The organism is Herbiconiux liangxiaofengii, from assembly GCF_041927335.1.
Taxonomy (GTDB): Bacteria; Actinomycetota; Actinomycetes; order Actinomycetales; family Microbacteriaceae; genus Herbiconiux; species Herbiconiux liangxiaofengii.
The window spans coordinates 106,415-124,194 of record NZ_JBHFHD010000001.1 but is presented as its reverse complement, the minus strand read 5'-3'; the positions used below and the strand labels follow the sequence as shown (position 1 = coordinate 124,194).

General features: G+C 70.8%; 15 protein-coding genes and 1 pseudogene. 9 read left to right on the top strand and 7 right to left on the bottom strand.

Going from position 1 to position 17,780, the window contains the following annotated elements; all coding sequences use genetic code 11:
• The first annotated feature begins 56 nt into the window (after positions 1-56).
• The 6 genes from ACEXOR_RS00595 to ACEXOR_RS00570 all read left to right on the top strand — a co-directional run bounded on the left by ACEXOR_RS00595 (position 57) and on the right by ACEXOR_RS00570 (position 7,911).
• On the top strand, positions 57-818 hold the full coding sequence (locus ACEXOR_RS00595; protein WP_374847465.1) for an FHA domain-containing protein: 762 nt from the start codon (positions 57-59) through the stop codon (positions 816-818).
• 50 nt (positions 819-868) lie between these two features.
• Positions 869-5,320: a type VII secretion EssC family protein gene (locus tag ACEXOR_RS00590; protein ID WP_374847403.1), complete on the top strand. Its 4,452-nt coding sequence runs from the start codon at positions 869-871 to the stop codon at positions 5,318-5,320.
• A gap of 118 nt (positions 5,321-5,438) precedes the next feature.
• A complete protein-coding gene (locus tag ACEXOR_RS00585) occupies positions 5,439-5,705 on the top strand; it encodes a WXG100 family type VII secretion target (protein WP_374847402.1) in 267 nt (88 codons plus the stop codon).
• Between the two features lie 91 nt (positions 5,706-5,796).
• Complete coding sequence (locus ACEXOR_RS00580) at positions 5,797-6,897, top strand: WXG100 family type VII secretion target (protein ID WP_374847401.1); 1,101 nt, start codon at positions 5,797-5,799, stop codon at positions 6,895-6,897.
• A gap of 30 nt (positions 6,898-6,927) precedes the next feature.
• Positions 6,928-7,404: an LpqN/LpqT family lipoprotein gene (locus tag ACEXOR_RS00575; protein WP_374847399.1), complete on the top strand. Its 477-nt coding sequence runs from the start codon at positions 6,928-6,930 to the stop codon at positions 7,402-7,404.
• Between the two features lie 9 nt (positions 7,405-7,413).
• A complete protein-coding gene (locus tag ACEXOR_RS00570) occupies positions 7,414-7,911 on the top strand; it encodes a hypothetical protein (protein WP_374847397.1) in 498 nt (165 codons plus the stop codon).
• 9 nt (positions 7,912-7,920) lie between these two features.
• On the opposite strand, the gene ACEXOR_RS00565 is transcribed toward ACEXOR_RS00570, so the two are convergent.
• The 3 genes and pseudogenes from ACEXOR_RS00565 to ACEXOR_RS00555 all read right to left on the bottom strand — a co-directional run bounded on the left by ACEXOR_RS00565 (position 7,921) and on the right by ACEXOR_RS00555 (position 9,051).
• Positions 7,921-8,496, bottom strand: coding sequence for a type II toxin-antitoxin system HipA family toxin (locus tag ACEXOR_RS00565; RefSeq protein ID WP_374847395.1), 576 nt, complete (start codon positions 8,494-8,496; stop codon positions 7,921-7,923).
• Between the two features lie 202 nt (positions 8,497-8,698).
• Positions 8,699-8,881, bottom strand: a pseudogene (locus ACEXOR_RS00560) (hypothetical protein); the annotation flags it as partial.
• Entirely contained in the window at positions 8,878-9,051 is a 174-nt protein-coding gene (locus tag ACEXOR_RS00555) for a helix-turn-helix domain-containing protein (protein WP_374847393.1), read from the bottom strand. The pseudogene ACEXOR_RS00560 and the gene ACEXOR_RS00555, both read right to left, overlap by 4 nt.
• Positions 9,052-9,321: 270 nt before the next feature.
• On the opposite strand from ACEXOR_RS00555, the gene ACEXOR_RS00550 reads away from it, so the two are divergent.
• Positions 9,322-11,085 (top strand): MDR family MFS transporter, encoded by a 1,764-nt coding sequence (locus ACEXOR_RS00550; protein WP_374847464.1) that lies wholly within the window; start codon positions 9,322-9,324, stop codon positions 11,083-11,085.
• A 7-nt stretch (positions 11,086-11,092) separates the two neighbouring features.
• On the opposite strand, the gene ACEXOR_RS00545 is transcribed toward ACEXOR_RS00550, so the two are convergent.
• Together ACEXOR_RS00545 and ACEXOR_RS00540 are read right to left on the bottom strand one after the other, a co-directional pair.
• Complete coding sequence (locus tag ACEXOR_RS00545) at positions 11,093-12,433, bottom strand: LLM class flavin-dependent oxidoreductase (RefSeq protein ID WP_374847392.1); 1,341 nt, start codon at positions 12,431-12,433, stop codon at positions 11,093-11,095.
• Positions 12,430-13,791: an O-acetylhomoserine aminocarboxypropyltransferase/cysteine synthase family protein gene (locus ACEXOR_RS00540; protein WP_374847390.1), complete on the bottom strand. Its 1,362-nt coding sequence runs from the start codon at positions 13,789-13,791 to the stop codon at positions 12,430-12,432. The genes ACEXOR_RS00545 and ACEXOR_RS00540 overlap by 4 nt, the downstream gene beginning before the upstream one ends.
• A 136-nt stretch (positions 13,792-13,927) precedes the next feature.
• Here ACEXOR_RS00540 and ACEXOR_RS00535 point away from each other — a divergent pair, with 136 nt between their 5' ends.
• A complete protein-coding gene (locus ACEXOR_RS00535; protein ID WP_374847389.1) occupies positions 13,928-15,433 on the top strand; it encodes a glycoside hydrolase family 1 protein in 1,506 nt (501 codons plus the stop codon).
• A gap of 4 nt (positions 15,434-15,437) precedes the next feature.
• Positions 15,438-16,436 (top strand): LacI family DNA-binding transcriptional regulator, encoded by a 999-nt coding sequence (locus ACEXOR_RS00530; RefSeq protein WP_374847388.1) that lies wholly within the window; start codon positions 15,438-15,440, stop codon positions 16,434-16,436.
• Positions 16,437-16,532: 96 nt separating this feature from the next.
• On the opposite strand, the gene ACEXOR_RS00525 is transcribed toward ACEXOR_RS00530, so the two are convergent.
• On the bottom strand, positions 16,533-16,706 hold the full coding sequence (locus ACEXOR_RS00525) for a CsbD family protein (RefSeq protein WP_374847387.1): 174 nt from the start codon (positions 16,704-16,706) through the stop codon (positions 16,533-16,535).
• Between the two features lie 50 nt (positions 16,707-16,756).
• Positions 16,757-17,770 (bottom strand): iron-siderophore ABC transporter substrate-binding protein, encoded by a 1,014-nt coding sequence (locus ACEXOR_RS00520; protein ID WP_374847386.1) that lies wholly within the window; start codon positions 17,768-17,770, stop codon positions 16,757-16,759.
• Between the last annotated feature and the right edge of the window lie 10 nt (positions 17,771-17,780).

The window sequence follows — 17,780 nt, the reverse complement described above, 5'->3', positions numbered from 1 at the left end:
AACCGCCATCCCCGGGCGCCGGCGACCCCGGCCCCCAGACCTCCACCGGAAGCCCTATGAGCATCGACGAGACCACCAGCCCTCCTCCGAACCCGGGTGCGCCCGTGCACCGCTCCGACGCGAGCGTGGAGTTCTGCGGCGAGTGGTTCCCCCTCGACCCGGTGAAGCCTTTCGAGATCGGGCGCGAGGCCGACCTCGACATCGATGACAACCAGTACCTGCACCGACGGTTCCTGCAGATCGCGAACGTCGACGGCATGTGGTGGCTGTCGAATGTGGGCTCGCGGCTGTCGGCCACCGTCTCCGACGCCTCGCGCACCATGCAGGCCTGGCTCGCGCCCGGCGCCCGCATGCCCATCGTGTTCGGCCTCACCACCGTGGTGTTCACGGCCGGCCCCACCAGTTACGAGTTCACGGTGCACACCACCGCCCCCACGTTCTTCGACGCCACCCCCGTGCCCGACGGCAGCGGCGCCACCACGGTCGGGGCCGTCACCTTCACCGCCTCGCAGAAACTGCTCATCCTGGCTCTCGCCGAGCCCATGTTGAAGCGCGAGGGCACCGGCACCAGCGAGATCCCGTCGTCGCAGGTGGCGTCGGACCGGCTCGGCTGGGCCCTCAGCCGCTTCAACCGCAAGCTCGACAACGTGTGCGACAAGCTCAGCCGCACCGGGGTCGAGGGCCTGCGCGGTGGAGTCGGCGCCCTGGCCACCAACCGCCGGGCCCGCCTGGTGGAGTACGCGGTGCTCTCGCGCCTGGTGACCAAGGCCGACCTGCCCCTGCTCGACGACCCGCACGACGACGGCGACGACCGGTGATCACCGGCATCCGACTCACCACCTCCCCGAGAAAGGCCCGGTAGCTCCGGATGCGCATCAAGGCCACCCTGCGACGCCCCGGCGGCGCCGCGAGCAATCTGCAGATCACGGCCGACGCCACGGCCAGCGTGGGCGACATCGCCGAGGCCATCCACCTCGCCGACCCGCAGCTGAGCGAGTACCAGCGGGCGCAGCTGCCGGAGGGTCTCACGCTGCAGGTCACCGGTACGACGGGCGAGCAACGGGTCGTCGACCCCTCGTCGAACCTCATCGAGGCCGGTGTGCGCTCCGGTTCGGTGCTCGACCTCGTGCGCAGCAGCGAGGGCTTCAGCACGGGCCACCACGGGCCGGCGGCCGCCACCCTGCGGGTGCTGAGCGGGCCGGATGCGGGGGCAGAGTTCTCGCTCCCGTTCGGCTCGAGCTACATCGGCCGCGAACGCGGCATCGACGTGCGCCTGAACGACGGACTGATCTCGAAGCGGCACGCGCGCATCAACATCGGCGAGCAGGTCGAGATCATCGACATGAAGTCGGCGAACGGCCTGCTGATGGGCGGCGAGCAGGTCTCGCGCACCACGCTCTCCTCGGCCGACGTGGTGGTGCTCGGCGACACCGCCATCTGCGTGGTGCCGCTGCAGCGCCTCGGCGGCGCGGCGCCGTCCACTCCCGTGATCGAGTTCAACCGCTCGCCGCGCGTGGTGGCGCGGTACCCCGGCTCGGAGTTCCCGGCGCCCACGCCGCCCAAGCAGCCGCAGTCGTTGCGGTTCCCCCTGGTGGCGTTGATCGCGCCGCTGATCATGGGCCCCATCCTGTTCGCCGCCACGGGCAACGCGCTCAGCCTGGTGTTCATCGCGCTCAGCCCCATCCTGATGATCGGCACCTGGCTCGACCACAAGCTGCAGACCAGGGCGCAGCTGAAGGCGGCCATCAAGCAGTTCAACGAGTCGCTCGAGGCGTTCGTCGCCTCGATGCACGAGAAGCAACGGGTGCAGCGGGCGGTGCGGCTCACCGAGGCCCCGGCGGTCGCGGCCACGATCGACGCCGTGCAGCGCCTCGGCCAGCTGATGTGGACGAACCGGCCCGAGCACACCGCCTTCCTCTCCGCCCGCCTGGGCCTCGGCACAGCGCCGAGCCGCGACAAGGTCACCACCCCGAACGAGAACGACGCCCTGCCCGAGTACTACGCCCAGGTCGAGGAGACCGCCGATCGCTTCTCGCGCATCGACGGGGTGCCCATCGTGGTGGAGTTCCGCCGGGCCGGTGCACTCGGGGTGGCCGGACCGGCCGAGCTCCGGCAGGGCGTGGCCCGCGGCATCCTGACCCAGCTGGTGGGACTGCACTCCCCCGCCGAGCTCGTGGTGTGCGCCGTGGTGTCGCCCACCTCGCGCAGCACCTGGGAGTGGCTGGAGTGGCTGCCTCACACCAGCTCGCCGCACAGCCCTCTCGCCGGCGACCACCTGGCCGACAACCCCGGCTCCGGCGCATCCCTTCTGGCGCGCATCGAGGAGCTCATCGACGCGCGCACGGCCGGCGCCCCGAGGCCCCGCGGCCCGATCGACACCAGCGGCAAGGGCGACGGCGACGAGCTCGACCATCCGATCACCCCGTCGGTGCTCGTGGTGATCGAGGACGACGCCCCGCTGGACCGCGGCCGCCTCACCCGCCTGGTGGAGCGCGGCGCCGACGCCAACGTGCACGTGGTGTGGTCGGCACCCTCCATCGCCCAGCTGCCGGCCGCCTGCCGCAGCTTCGTGAGCGTCGATCAGGATGCCGCCGGCGCCACCGCCGGCCAGGTGCGCCTCGGCGAGCACACCTTCCCGCTCGAGTGCGAGACGGTCGACGCCGAGACCGCGCACCGGCTGGCCCGCCAGCTCGCACCGGTGATCGACGTGGGCACGCCCGTCGACGACGACTCCGACCTGCCCCGCCAGGTGTCGTACCTCAGCCTCGTGGGCACCGAACTGGCCGACGAGCCCGAGGCCGTGATCGACCGCTGGCGCGAGAGCAACTCCATCGCGCTGCGCGACGGCTCGCCGCCCGTGCGCCGCAAGCAGGCCGGTTCGCTGCGGGCCCTGGTGGGCCACTCCGGCACCGAGCCGTTCTACCTCGACATCCGCAACCAGGGCCCGCACGCCCTCGTCGGCGGCACCACCGGTGCCGGCAAGTCGGAGTTCCTGCAGTCGTGGGTGCTCGGCATGGCCGCCGCGCACAGCCCCGACCGGGCCACCTTCCTCTTCGTCGACTACAAGGGCGGCGCGGCGTTCGCCGACTGCGTGGGCCTGCCGCACACCGTGGGCCTGGTCACCGACCTGTCGCCGCACCTCGTGCGCCGGGCGCTCACCTCGCTCCGCGCGGAACTGCGGTACCGCGAGCACCTGCTCAACCGCAAGAAGGCCAAAGACCTCGTGTCGCTGGAGAAGACGGGCGACCCCGACACCCCGCCGAGCCTGCTGATCGTGGTCGACGAGTTCGCCGCCCTGGTGAACGAGGTGCCCGAGTTCGTCGACGGCGTCGTCGACGTGGCGCAGCGGGGCCGGAGCCTCGGGCTCCACCTCATCCTCGCCACCCAGCGCCCCGCCGGCGTCATCAAAGACAACCTGCGCGCCAACACCAACCTGCGCATCGCGCTCCGGATGGCCGACGCCGACGATTCCAGCGACATCCTGGGCGACCCGATGGCCGCCTACTTCGACCAGTCCATCCCCGGCCGCGGTGCGGCCAAGACCGGGCCCGGCCGGATCGCCTCCTTCCAGACCGGCTACGCCGGCGGCTGGACCACGAACATCCCGCAGCGCCCCCGGATCGACCTGGTGGAGATGGACTTCGGCGGCGGATCGGCGTGGGAGCTGCCCGAACCCGAGGAGACCCCCGAGTCGGTGGAGCACGGGCCGAACGACATCGCCCGGCTGGTCACGAGCATCCGTCACGCGTCGACGATGGCCGGCATCCCCGAACCGCGGAAGCCCTGGCTCGACGAGCTGGCCGCCGTGTACGACTTCTCGCTGCTGCCCAACCCGCGCACCGACGAGCGCCTGCTGCTCGGCGTGATCGACGACCCGGCCTCGCAGAGCCAGCCGACGGTGTTCTACGAGCCCGACCGCGACGGCAACATGGCCGTGATCGGCACCGGAGGCTCCGGCAAGAGCGCCACGCTCCGCACCATCGCGGTGTCGGCCGCCGTCACCCCGCGCGGCGGACCGGTGCACGTGTACGGGCTCGACTTCGGGTCCAGCGGGCTCACGATGCTCGAGGAGCTGCCGCACGTGGGCGCCATCATCTCGGGCGACGACGAGGAGCGGGTGATCCGCCTGCTGCGCATGCTCCGCGACCTGGTCGACGACCGCTCGGTGCGGTACTCGGCCGTGCGGGCCGGCTCGATCGGCGAGTACCGCCGCATCGCCGACGCACCGGCCGAGCCGCGCATCCTGGTGCTCGTCGACGGCATCGGCGCGTTCCGCGACCAGTACGAGTTCGGCGGACACTCCGCCTGGTTCACCACGTTCTCGCAGATCGCCACCGACGGCCGCCAGGTGGGCGTGCACATCGTGGTGGCCGGCGACCGGCCGAACTCCGTGCCGGCGTCGCTCGGCTCCACCATCCAGCGCCGGCTCGTGCTGCGCATGGCGAACGAGGACGACTACGCGCTGCTCGGCGCGCCGAAAGACACGCTGAGCGCGATCTCACCGCCCGGCCGTGGGGTGATGGACGGCAACGAGGTGCAGATGGCGGTGCTCGGCGCGGATTCGAACGTCGCCATCCAGTCGCGCGAGATCTCCAAGCTCGCCGAGGCCATGCGCCGGCAGGGCGTGGCGGAGGCCCAGGCCATCCGCACACTGGGCGACGCCATCCCGCTCAGCACCCTTCCGGCGATCGCCGGCGGGCAGCCCGTGCTCGGGGTGCGCGACGACACGCTCGGTCCGCTCGGCTTCGCGCCGACCGGGGCGATGCTCGTGGCCGGAACCGCCGGCAGCGGGCGCTCGACCGCGCTCGCCACCATCGCGACGGCGCTCAGACGGGCCGACCCGGGCATCCGGCTCGTGCACATCTCGCCGCGGAAGACGAGCCTCACGCCGCTGCCGCTCTGGAGCATCTCGCTGAACGACCCCACCCAGATCGCGGCCTTCGCCGACGACGTGACGAAGCAGCTCGACGCCGAGACGCTGAAGCCCACCCAGTTCGCAGTGTTCGTCGAGAACGTGGGCGAGCTCAACGGCGGGCCGGCCGAGGCCGACGTCGACCGTCTCGTGAAACGGGCGCTGCGCGAGGACGTGTTCGTGATCGGCGAGAGCGAGTCGTCGACCTGGTCGGCGGCCTGGACCCTCGGCGGATCGTTCAAGAACTCCAAACGGGGGCTGCTGCTGGTGCCCGGGGAGCTCGACGGAGACTCTCTTCTCGGCACGTCGCTCGGCCGGTTCAAGCGCTCGGATCTGCCGCCTGGCCGGGGATTCTATGTGCAGGGCGGGCGGGCCACGAAGGTGCAGGTGGCCACCCGCGACGACTGATGGGGAGTTCTCCCCATCGCAGAATGCGACAGGTGTCAATAATGTCTTCCTTGTGAGAAGCACTCACAGGAAGTAGCGGATCCGGACAGTCCGGGCCGCGGAGATGAAGGAGAGAATCATGGCCGTTTGGGGTCTCGATGTCGAGCAGGTTCGTGGGCTCAGCAAGCAGCTCAACACGCAGTCGCAGCAGGTTCAGCAGATCCTGACCACGCTCACCAGCGCGCTGCAGAGCGTGCAGTGGACCGGTCCGGATGCGGAGGGCTTCCGCAACGAGTGGAACACCACGCACACCGCCGCGCTGAAGCAGGTCATCACCGCTCTCGAGGACGCGTCGCAGAAGGCGTCGAAGAACGCTTCCGACCAGGAGTCGACCTCGAACGCATAGCGTTCGATCGGGCGGGGGTCTTCGGGCCCCCGCCTTTTCTCTGCCCGTTCATTCCAACGCCTTTATGGCCCACACACGCTGAGAGGGTGTCATGCCTGGTGGTTTCTACGGCGCCGACGTCGACGAGTTGCGAAAACTCGCCAAGCAGTTCGACGCGGCCGCCGACAATCTCAACACGGTCAATTCCACTCTCACGTCGAGTGTGAACCAGACCCAGGCCTGGCAGGGCCCGGATGCCTCAACCTTCCGCTCGGACTGGAACTCGACGCACACGGCGCAGCTCAAAGCGGCCGTCGCGGCGCTGACCGCGGGGAGCAGTGATCTGGCGAAGAACGCCGACGAGCAGAACGCGGCGTCGACCGACTCGATCGGTGGCGGTGCGGGTGCCGGGGCCGGAGGCGGCGGGGGCGCCGGCGGGTCCGGATCGGGCGGCTCGGGCTCGGGCGGCGGCTCGGGGTCGGGCGGCGGGTCGGGTTCGGGAGGAGGCTCCGGTTCAGGGGGCTCCGGTTCCGGCGGCGGCTCCAGCAGCTCGTCCAGCGATTCCCACGGCTTCGAGGCGAGCGGTGAGACCTCGACCTCCACCGACACCACTCTCACCGGAACCGAGTCCAAGGCCAACGCCGCCTGGCAGTGGGGTGCCGGCGCCGAGTCGCACGGCGAGTTCGACAACGGCACCGTCTCGGGTGAGGGCAACGCCGAAGCCTTCGTGGGCGTCGACACCAACGCCGAGGCTGGCGCCGGCATCGGCATCGACGGCGCGCACGCCAACGCCTCCGCCGGAGCGATGGTGGGCGCTGAAGCCAGCGCCGACGGCTCCGTCTCGGTGCTCGACGGCGCCGCCACCGCCTCCGGCAGCGCCTCCGCCATGGCCGGGGCCGAAGCCAACGCCCAGGCCGGCGTCACCGTCGGCCCCGACGGCATCGGTGCCAACGCCGGTTTCGACGGCTTCGCCGGCGCGAAAGCCGGAGTCGAAGGAGATGTCTCGGCGGCCGGCGTCACCGTCGGCGGCGGTGCCGACGTGTACGCGGGTGTAGGTGCGCACGCCAATGTCGACGCCAACATCTCGATGGACGAGATCAGCATGGGCTTCGACGTCGGTGCCTCCCTCGGCATCGGAGCGGGCGTCGAGTTCGAGATCTCCTTCAGCCCGAAGGATGCCATCGAATCCGTCGGCAGCATCTTCGGCTTCTGACCCCGTCCCCACTTCTGAAAGGCTGGACCCATGACTCACACCCTGACCTTCCCCGGCGACGCCGCCCCGGCGTTCCCCACCGTGACCCTCACCGTTCCCGACGACTGGCGCGCCCTGTCGGTGTCGGGCGCCGTGCTGGCGGCCGGTAAGACCGTCGAGGCCGGAGACTTCCGCCCCAACGCCGTGGTGGCCATCACCCGCTTCGGCTCCGACTACGCGCTCCAGACGGCGATCGACGCCGTGATCGCCCGTGTCGAAGCGATCCCCGGTGTGGCCGAACTCGGTCGCGAGGAGCTCGAGGTGCTCGGCCGCCCCGGCTACCGCATCGAGTTCAGCTACCCCGACGAGCGGGTGGGCACCCTGATGCAGGGCGTGCGCATCGCCGTGGTCGAGAACGGCCCGGTCACCGACCTGGTGCAGATCACGGTCACCGCCACCGGCGTGCAGGCCACCGACATCTGGGGCGAGCTCCGCGCGATCCAGGACTCTGCCACGAGCGAGGCGTAGGTTTCAGTCATGGCAGAGACCTTCGACCAGGCCCAGGCGCGCGTGCTCGCGCTCAACAGCGACGAACTGCCCTTCGTCTACCAGGCGGCGCCCTACGGCATCCAGGCCGTGTGGAAGTACGCCGACGTGAAGTGGGCGGCGCTCACCGCGGCCGGCACCATCGACGCCTCCTACGAGCTCCGGGTCACGCTCGACCCGGCCGAAGCGGAGTGGTCGTTCGACGAGACCGACACCCGACGTGAGTCGGGCATCCGGAGCACCGGCGGGGGCGGCTTCAGCATCGGCGGCTCCACCGACACGTTCAAGGGCCGCGAGACGCGCAAGAGCTTCTCGTTCGGCGTGGGCTCGGCGGCGAAGACCACCGACCGCCAGGGCTCGGAGGAGGGCAACACGTACGGCTACTCGTTCTCGACCGACGAGATCAAGCAGCCCCTCATCGCGGCGCTCGAGCAGGCCGGCTGGCAGCCCCAGAAGAAGGGCTTCTTCGGCAAGCTCTTCGGCGGCTGACCCGACCGTTCACTCGTCGCTCAGGGCAGCCCGGCGAAAGCCCAGCTCCCGTTGCGTTCCCCGGAGCGGTGACCCCTCGAAGGGCAGGCGGGCCAGGTCGACGGCGCCGCTCACCGTGAGAGCCAGTGCGTTCGCCGACCGGGCCGACCGACGCGGCAGGCCGATGGACTCGGCGAACTCGTCCCAGTGCCGCAGCCGCAGGCCGCGCGTGCGCCCAGCGACGGGCAAGGCGAGACTGTCGTCTCCGTACAGGAGGGTGCAGGGCACGTCGTAGATCGGTGCGACGGAGTACCGGCCGTTCCGGTCGCCGAGCACAGACACGTTCTTGCCGTGCAGGTCGCCGTTGCCCGTCAGCCAGGCGAAGACGAACTGCAGGTAGAGATTGCGCACGGCCACCAGGGGCGCAACACAGAGCCCGGCGAGACCGAGAACTGCTTCCGCGGCGTCGATTCGGTACTTGTCGGCGGGAGGAGGGCCGAGCACCTGGGTCGCGTCCTCGAGCGGCAGCCGCTGCCATCCGTTCGCTCCCGGCTCCCGGTCGAATCGCCGCACCAGGAGGCCCTCGGCCCCTCCCCGATCGGTCACGACGGCGCCCTCCGACACCGGCACCCGCAGCGCCACCGGGGAGTCCGTGGCGATCGATCTCGTCGATCAACGCGGAGAACTCCTGCTCGCCGAGGTCACCCTCGACGCCCGACGGCGGCTCCAGCGGCTCCTCGCCCCGGGGAACCACCTGCACATCGCCGGGTAGATCGGCGCCGACGGCCAGCAGCAGCGTGAGCTCATCGTCGAGGCTGGTCTTCAGAGCACTGCGCAGCACGGTGAGCCGCCGCCCCTCGGGGAGGAGTCCGGCGAAGCTGAAACGGATGCCCGTCCCCCGCACCCGCTCCAGTCGGGCCGCGAGCTCCCCGGCCCGGTAGACGTCGGCGCCGGCGCCGGCGACGAAACGGAGGTTGGTCAGAGCCGTCATCCGCGCACCTCGAGGTGCTGGCCGAGCACGTGCAGCACGGCCAGCACCGCTGCGATCCCGGGGTTGCCGCGACCGCGCTCGATGTCTCGGAGGGTTCGTTCGGAGACACCCGCCAGCTCGGCGAGATCGGACTGGTCGAGCAGGGCCGACCGCCGGCCGGCCCGTACCATTCCGGCAGTATTTTGCCGAACTGACGCCGGAGGAGTCTCGCACCCACCGTCGGCTCGCAATCCGGCAGGATGTCGCCGGTGAGGCAGGCGGGTTGGCTACGGGGTGCAGAGGGTGTAACTTTGCAGTCCGCGCAAGTTTCTGCGTGAATCCGCCTTCTCTTCATTCCGAGGACGCCCATGTCTCGCGCCGACAACGCAGAATCCACCCCCTCTTCCCGCCAGGTGAAGGCCGACGCCCGCCAGGCGGCCTTCGCCGAATCCGGCGGCCGGATGACCCACCGCCAGATCCTCTTCATCATCTTCGGCCTGATGGCGGGCATGTTCCTGGCCTCGCTCGACCAGACCATCGTGGGCACCTCGATGCGCACGATCGGCGACGACCTCGACGGCATCAGCCTGCAGGCCTGGGTGACGACCGGCTACCTCATCCTGTCGACCATCTCCACCCCGCTCTACGGCAAGCTCTCCGACATCTTCGGCCGGCGACCGCTCTACATCATCGCCATCGCGATCTTCCTGGTGGGTTCGCTGCTCGCCGGCATCGCCACGAACATGTACGAGCTCGCGGTGTTCCGCGCCATCCAGGGCCTCGGCGCCGGCGGCCTGATGTCGCTCGCCCTCACAGTGATGGGCGACATCCTCGCCCCCCGCGAGCGCGCCAAGTACCAGGGCTACTTCCTCGCCACCTTCGGCATCTCCAGTGTCATCGGCCCACTGCTCGGCGGCCTGCTCTCGGGCGCTCCCGAGATCCTCGGCATCACCGGCTGGCGCTGGATCTTCCTGATCAACCTTCCCATCGGCGCCGTCGCGATGGTGATCGTGCTGCTGTTCCTGCACATCCCGCACACCAAGCGCTCCGTGCGCATCGACTGGTGGGGCGTGGCCGCCGTCATCCTCACGGTCGTGCCGATCCTGCTGGTGGCCGAGCAGGGCCGCGAGTGGGGCTGGGGCTCGTGGGGCTCCATCCTCTGCTACGTGCTGGCGCCGCTCGGCCTCATCCTGTTCATCGTGGTCGAGCGCCGCATGGGCGACGACGCGATCATCCCGCTGAAGTTGTTCAAGTCGTCGACGTTCTCGATGGCCACCATCCTCGGCGTGCTCGTGGGCTTCGGCATGTTCGGCGCCATGATGACCATCCCGAACTACCTGCAGATCGCCACCGGCGCCACACCCACCGAGGCCGGCCTGCTGATGATCCCGATGGTGCTCGGCCTGATGATCTCCTCGATCGTCTCGGGCCAGCTCATCTCGCGCACCGGCCGTTACCGCATCTTCCCCATCATCGGCACCGGGCTGCTCGTGCTGGCGTTCTTCTACCTCACCTTCGTGTCGGCCGACAAGCCGGTCTGGTACGTGCTGATCGGGATGCTCGTGGTGGGCCTCGGGCTCGGCCAGTTGATGCAGACGCTCACCATCGCCGCGCAGAACTCCGCCGGCCCGCGCGACATCGGTGTGGCCACGTCGAGCTCCACGTTCTTCCGGTCGATCGGTGGAACGCTGGGCACCGCCGTGGTGTTCTCGGTGCTGTTCTCCCGCCTCGGCGCGACGCTGCCCGCCGCGTTCACCGACCCCACCATCCTCGCCGGAGCCCAGGCCGCGGCCGCCGACCCGGCGGTGCAGAGCAATCCGGCGAACGCCGGCATCCTGCAGGTGCTGGCGAACGCGCAGACGAACCCGGCCTCGCTCGGCGAGGCCCTGAGCGGCGACACCTCGTTCCTGGTGGGCGCCGACTCCCGGCTCACCCTGCCGTTCGTCGACGCGTGGGCGAACGCCACGTCGACGGTGTTCTGGGTGTGCCTGTCGGTGGTGGCCGTGGCCTTCGTGCTGAGCTTCTTCTTGAAGGCCACCCCCCTGCGCCAGAAGTCGGCGCTCGAGGAGAGCGCGGCGGCGGATGCGGCCGATGCCGACACCGAGGCCGCCGAGGCCGACCGCCGCGACGAGACCGCGGTGGGCGCCCAGCTCGCCGCCGAGCAGATGGGCTCCCTGGTGCTGCCCGACACGGCCTCCACCCCCGTGCAACGCCCCCGCCCCTAGCGACGGGTCAGAAGTCGCGGAGGTTTCCGCGCAGGCCGCCGTCGCCGTAGGTGGAGCGCAGGATGCCGCGGCGGCGCAGGATGGGCACGAGCTCGTCGAGCATCCGGTGCACGGTCACGGGGTGCAGATCGCCCGAGAAGATGAAGCCGTCGTTGTCGGCCTCCTCGCCGAACTCCTCGATGAAGTCGGCGATCTCGTCGGCCGTGCCCACGTAGCCCTCGCGGGTCGAGATGCGGCCGAGCCTCGCCTTCGCGGTGAGCAACTCCCGCAGGGTCGCGTCGGCGAACGATTCGAAACGGCCGAGCAGGCCCTTGATGCTGCCCTTCGACACGTGGTCGCCGAAGATCGCCGGGTCGACGGGCCGGTCGAGGTCGAGCGCCGTGAGGTCGGTCTCGAGGTCGCTCGACCAGGCGGCCGCCACCACCTGCAGAGCCGCGTCATCCGGATGCGCCGACGCTTCGACGATGCGATCGGCCTCCTCGCGGCTCGCGGCCACGACGGGCTTGAACACGAACAGGATGTCGATGTCGGCCGCAGTCCGCCCCTGAACGGCCGCCGCCTCGAGCACCTTCGCGCGGTACGCCCGCACGGTCTCGAGCTCGAGCGAGGCCAGCGCGAGCTGCACCTCGGAGTGCTTTCCGGCGAACCCGAGCCCGCGGCCCGACCCGCCGGGCGACACCACCACGGGGTCGCCGCTCATGGCCGACGGCCCGAGCTCGGGGAAGGGCAGCGCGTTCAGCGGCCCGTCGAAGGTGAAGTGCTCGCCGCGGTGCCGCACGGGGTTCAGCGCCGACCCGTCGGCGAAACGCCCGGTGGCGGGGTCGGCGATCAGCGCGTCGGTGCCCCAGCTGTGCCAGAGATCCCGGATGCCGGCGAGCCACTCCTCGGCCCGGTCGTACGCCTGGTCGTGGGCGAGTGGCGCGGCCCCGAAGTGCCGGCTGGAGCCGACGTCGGTGACCACGTTGATGCCGAAGCGGTAGTCGCTGAGGTGCTGCAGCGTGGCGAACTGCCGGGCCGCCTGGTACGGCGGGTAGGCCAGCGGGTTCACCGTCGGCGCGATGCCGAGGTGCTCCGTGGCCGCGAAGAGGTAGGGGGCGAGCAGCAGCGGGTCGTGCTTGGGCCCGCCGTAGGCGCTGCGGATGCGCAGGTCGAGCGTGTCGGCGTTGCCGAGCGAGAGAGCGTCCTCGATGATCACGAGGTCGAAGCCGGCGCGTTCGAGGTCGCGGGCCGACTGCTGGTAGAGCTGCGGGCTCGTCCAGCGGTCGTTCCACTCCCAGTACGGATGTCCCCAGCCGTGCGGGCCGAAGCCCCGCGAGAGGAACCAGCCGAAGTGCTGCAGCCGGCTCACGCCCGCACCCGCTCGCTCGGCGCATCCTGAGCCTCGGTGACGGCAGCAGTCGCGGCGAGTGCCTGCGCGAGGTCGGCGATGAGATCGGCCGGGTCTTCGACTCCGACGGAGAGCCGGATGAGGCCCGGATGGATTCCCGCCTCGGCCAGCTGCGCCGGCGAGCGCCAGGCGTGCGTGGTGGTGGCGGGGTGCAGGATGAGCGAGCGCACGTCGCCGAGGTGCGTCATGCGGGTGAACAGCGCCACCCGGTCGTAGAACGCGGTGGCCGCCTCGAGGCCGCCCCGCACGGTGAAGGCGAACACGGAGCCCTGGCCGTTCGGCAGGTAGCGCTCGGCGAGCCCCCGGTACGAGCTCGAGGCGAGCCCCGAGTAGTCGACGCTCTCGACCTCGGGCCGGGTCTCGAGCCACTCGGCCACCGCGAGCGCGCTCTGCGACTGACGGTCGACCCGAAGCGACAGGGTCTCGATGCCCTGCTGGATGAGGAAGGCGTTCAGCGGCGACGGCGTGGGCCCGAACCGCGCGGCCACCACGTCCCGCGCGTAGGCGAGGAACGCGCCGGTGCCGAAGTGCTCGGCGAAGCTGCGTCCGCCGAGCGAGAGCACGGGGGCGGTGAGGTGGGGGAAGGCCGGGGTTCCGTCGGCCGCGGTCACGCTCCAGTCGAAGGTGTCGCCGGCCACCACCACGCCGCCGAGCACGGAGCCGTGCCCGGCGAGGAACTTGCTCGCCGAGTGCACCACCACGTCGGCACCGTGTTCGAGCGGCCGCAGCAGGTAGGGCGTGGCCAGCGTGTTGTCGACGATGAGCGGGATGCCGTGCCGGTGCGCCACCTCGGCCACGAGGGACAGGTCGACGACATCGTTCTTGGGGTTGGGGATCGACTCGACGAAGAAGGCCCGGGTGTTCGGCCGCACGGCGAGCTCCCAGGCGAGCGGGTCGTTCGCGTCGACCACGAAGTCGGTCTCGATGCCCAGCCGTCCGAGGTTGTCGAGGAAGAGACCGCGCGAGCCCTCGTAGATGCTGTTGGCCGACACCAGGTGATCGCCCGACTGCAGCAGCGCGAGAACCGCCACCGTCACGGCCGCCTGGCCGCTGGCCACGAGCACCGCCTCGGTTCCGCTCTCGAGCGCGGCGATGCGACGCTCCGCGGCGGAGTTGGTGGGGTTCGCCAGCCGCGTGTAGCTGAAGCCGCCGTCGACTCCCGAGAACCGGTCACGCGCCTGGTCGAAGTCGTCGAACACGAAACCGGCCGTGAGGTGGATGGGGGTGGCTCGCGGATTGATGCCGTCGACGGCGCCCTCTCCGGCATGCACCTGCCGGGTGGCGAATCCGTGCTGCGGGGCTGTGAGGTGGTCGGTCATGATGCCTCAGGGTCGCACGCCCGCCGGAGGCACACCCCGAATGCGAAGTTCTGTTACGGCGGAGGCGGCCTGTAGGCTCTAGAGAGCGCTCTCATGCCAGCTGGGCGCGCGCACCGAGCAAAGGAGCAGTGCCTTCATGACGACCTCATTCCCGCCCGGATTCCTGTGGGGATCGGCGACGGCTGCCGCCCAGATCGAGGGCGCCGCCTTCGAAGACGGCAAGGAGGCCTCCATCTGGGACACGTTCTCGCGCGTGCCCGGTGCGGTGCTGAACGGCGACACCCCCGACGTGGCGGTGGACCACTACCACCGCATGCCCGAGGATGTCGCGCTGATGAAGCGACTCGGCCTGCAGTCGTACCGGTTCTCGACGAGCTGGGCCCGCATCCGCCCGGGTGATCGTGAAGTGAACCCCGCCGGGCTCGACTTCTACTCCCGGCTCGTCGACGAACTGCTCGAAGCCGGCGTGCTGCCGTGGCTCACCCTCTACCACTGGGACCTGCCGCAGGCGCTCGAGGAGCGCGGCGGCTGGGCGAACCGCGACACCGCCTACCGTTTCGCCGACTACGCCGAGATCGTGCACGGCACCCTCGGCGACCGGGTGTCGAACTGGACCACGTTCAACGAGCCCTTCTGCTCGGCCCTGCTCGGCTACGCCTCGGGCGTGCACGCCCCCGGCCGCCAGGATCCCGTGGCCGCCGTCGCCGCCGTGCACCACCAGCACCTGGCCCACGGCCTCGCGGTGCAGCGCCTGCGCGAGCTCGGCGCCCGGAACGGCGACGACCTCGAGATCGGCATCACCCTCAACCTCACGAACGCCATCCCGAAGGATGCCGACGACCCCGTCGACGTGGAGGCCGCCCGCCGGGTCGACGCCCTGAACAACCGCATCTTCCTCGACCCGCTGCTGCGCGGGGAGTACCCGGCCGACATCCGCACCGATCTCGCCGGCTACGGGCTCACCTTCGGAGACGAGGCGCTCGTGCGCCCGGGCGACCTCGAGACCATCGCCCAGCCGATCGACTTCCTCGGGGTGAACCACTACCACGACGACCTGGTGAGCGGGCATCCCCTCGAGGCACCGGCCGACCCCGACGTGGTGCCGGCCGACCCGCACGCGGTCGCGGGCGGCATCCGTTCGGTGGGCTCGCCCTTCGTGGGTGCCGAGTACGTGACGTTCCCGCTGCGCGGACTGCCGCTCACCGGCATGGGCTGGGAGGTGAACCCGGCGGGCCTGCATCACCTGCTGGTGCGGCTCGGCCACGAGTACGACAGCCTGCCTGCGCTGTACGTCACGGAGAACGGCGCCGCCTACGACGACGAGGTGTCCGGCGACGGCGCCATCCATGACGCTGGCCGTGCGGGGTACATCACCGACCACATCCAGGCGGTGGCGGAGGCGATCGCCGACGGCGCCGACGTGCGCGGCTACTTCGTGTGGTCGCTGCTGGACAACTTCGAGTGGGCCTGGGGTTACGGCAAGCGCTTCGGCATCGTGCGGGTGGACTACGACACGCTCGTGCGCACCCCGAAGGACAGCGCGCTCGTGTACGCCGAGCGGATCGCGGCCGCCGTGCAGGCGGCCGGTTCTCCCGCCGGATCCACCGGGGTTTTGCGGGAAGCCGCCGAGCTGCCACGATGATGCGATGAGCCGCGCGACGGGATCGCCGACGCTCGAGATGGTGGCCGCCGCCGCCGGGGTCTCGCGCGCCACCGTCTCGCGCGTGGTGAACGGCTCGCCCTCGGTGACCCCCGAGATCGTGCGGGTGGTGAACGCGGCCATCGCCGAGCTCGACTACGTGCCGAACCGGGTGGCTCGTTCGCTCGCGAGCCGTCGCGCCGACGTGATCGCGCTGATCGTGCCCGAGTCGGCCTCGACGGTGTTCGCCGACCCCTTCTTCGCGCCCGTGGTGCGCGGGGTGGCCCGGGCGCTCGGCGACACCGACTACACGCTCAACCTGCTGATCGCGTCGGAGGCCCGGCCCGAGAAGACCAGGCGCTACCTGCAGGGCGGCAACGTCGACGGGGCCCTCGTGGTGTCGCACCACGCGGAGGACCACTCCTACGTGGGCCTCGGTGAGGCCCTGCCGATGGTGTTCGGCGGCCGACCGCTGAACCCGGGGCTGGCGGGGCGGCACTACGTCGACGTCGACAACCTCGAGAGCGCGCGGCACGCCACCGACTACCTCGTGGGGCTCGGCCGCCGTCGCATCGCCACCATCGCGGGCCGGCAGGACATGCCGGCCGGCGTCGACCGGTTGAACGGCTGGCACTCCGCCCTCGAGCACTCCGGCCCGGTGGAGTTCGGCGACTTCACCCAGGCCTCAGGCAGCGCGGCGATGGAGCGACTGCTCGACCGCGAGCCCGACATCGACGGCGTGTTCGCCGCCAACGACCAGATGGCCGCCGGAGCGATGCGCGTGCTGGCCGACCGCGGCCGGTCGGTGCCGGGCGACGTGGCGGTGGTGGGCTTCGACGACGACTCGTTCGCGCCCACGCTCTCGCCCCCGCTCACCACCGTCCGCCAGCCCTCGATGGAGCTGGGGGCCTCGATGGCCGAGGTGCTGATGCGGCTGATCGCGAACGAGCCGGCGCCGCTCCGCACGATCATCCCCACCGAGCTCGTGCTCCGCGCCTCGGCCTGAGAACCGCGGCCTCGAGGCCACCCGGCCACAAGCGTGGGCGCCCGCGGACGCGGAAAGGGCCCGTCTTCGCGATGAAGACGGGCCCTTTCGGCTGGATCAGTGCTTGAACGCGTCCTTGACGTTCTCGCCGGCGTTCTTGAGGTCGGCCTTGGACTGGTCGGCCTTGCCCTCCGCCACCTTCGAGTCGTCGTTCGTCGCCTTGCCGAAGGCCTCCTTGGCCTTGCCGGCCAGGTCCTGGGCCGCGTTCTCGATCTTGTCGCCTGCACTCATAGCATTCGTCCTTTCAGAACCGCTAGTCAGCGGTACGACCCAGCATGCCCCTACTTGGCCGCGGCGGCCAGGCTGTCCACGAGCTGCTCGAGGCCCCAGGGCAACGACAGCGCGGTGGGCGGCGAGACGGCCGAGATGTACTGCGGGCCCACCAGCTGCGCCACGTTCCCGGCCTTCACCGCGGGGATGACCGAGGTCTGCGGGGCGGTGAGGAACGAGTCGGCCGCCTCCTGGGTGTCGGCGTAGTCGAGCACCACGTCGGCCTGCAGCTGGTCGAGCTGCTCGTAGCTGAGCGTGTAGAAGAAGGTCGAGTCGCCGTTGGCGAGCTCGTCGACCGACGGTGCGCTCACGAAGCCGAGGTCGAGCATGAACTCCACCCGCGGGTCCTCCTTCTTGTACACGTAGAACGTGCCGGCGCTGTCGACCACGGCCGCGATGGTCTTGCCCGCGAACTCGGGGTGCGCCGCCGCCTGCTCGGCGAGGTCGTCGTCGATGCCGGCCAGCACCTGCTCGGCCTCCTCCGACTTGCCGAGGGCCTTGCCCACGGTGGTGATCACGTCGCGCCACGGCGTGCTCCACGCCTCACCGGGGTAGGCCACGGTGGGGGCGATCTGGCTCAGGGTCTCGTACTGCTCCTCGGTGATTCCCGAGTACACGGCCAGGATGACGTCGGGATCGGCTGCGGCGATGGCCTCGTAGGGCGGCTCGTCGGGCGAGTCGGGGAGGATGGTGGGCATCGTGGCCCCGGCGGCGTCGACCGCGTCCTTCACCCAGGGCAGCACGCCGTCGGCGTCGCCCGCGTAGGAGTCGAACGGGATGGCCACGGGCACCACGCCCACGGCGATGGCGGCGTCGGTGCTTCCCCAGCCGAGGGTGACCACGTTCTTCACGCCGGCCGGCACGGTGGTCTCGCCGAAGGCGTGCTCGATCGTGACGTCGCCGCCGGCGGCAGCGGATGCGGTGCTGTCGGTCTCGCTCGACGCTCCGGTCGAGCATCCGGCCAGCACCAGGGCGGCGGCCAGGGCGGAGGCGGTGAGGGTGGCGAGCTTCAGGCGTCGGCGCACGGGTGATCTC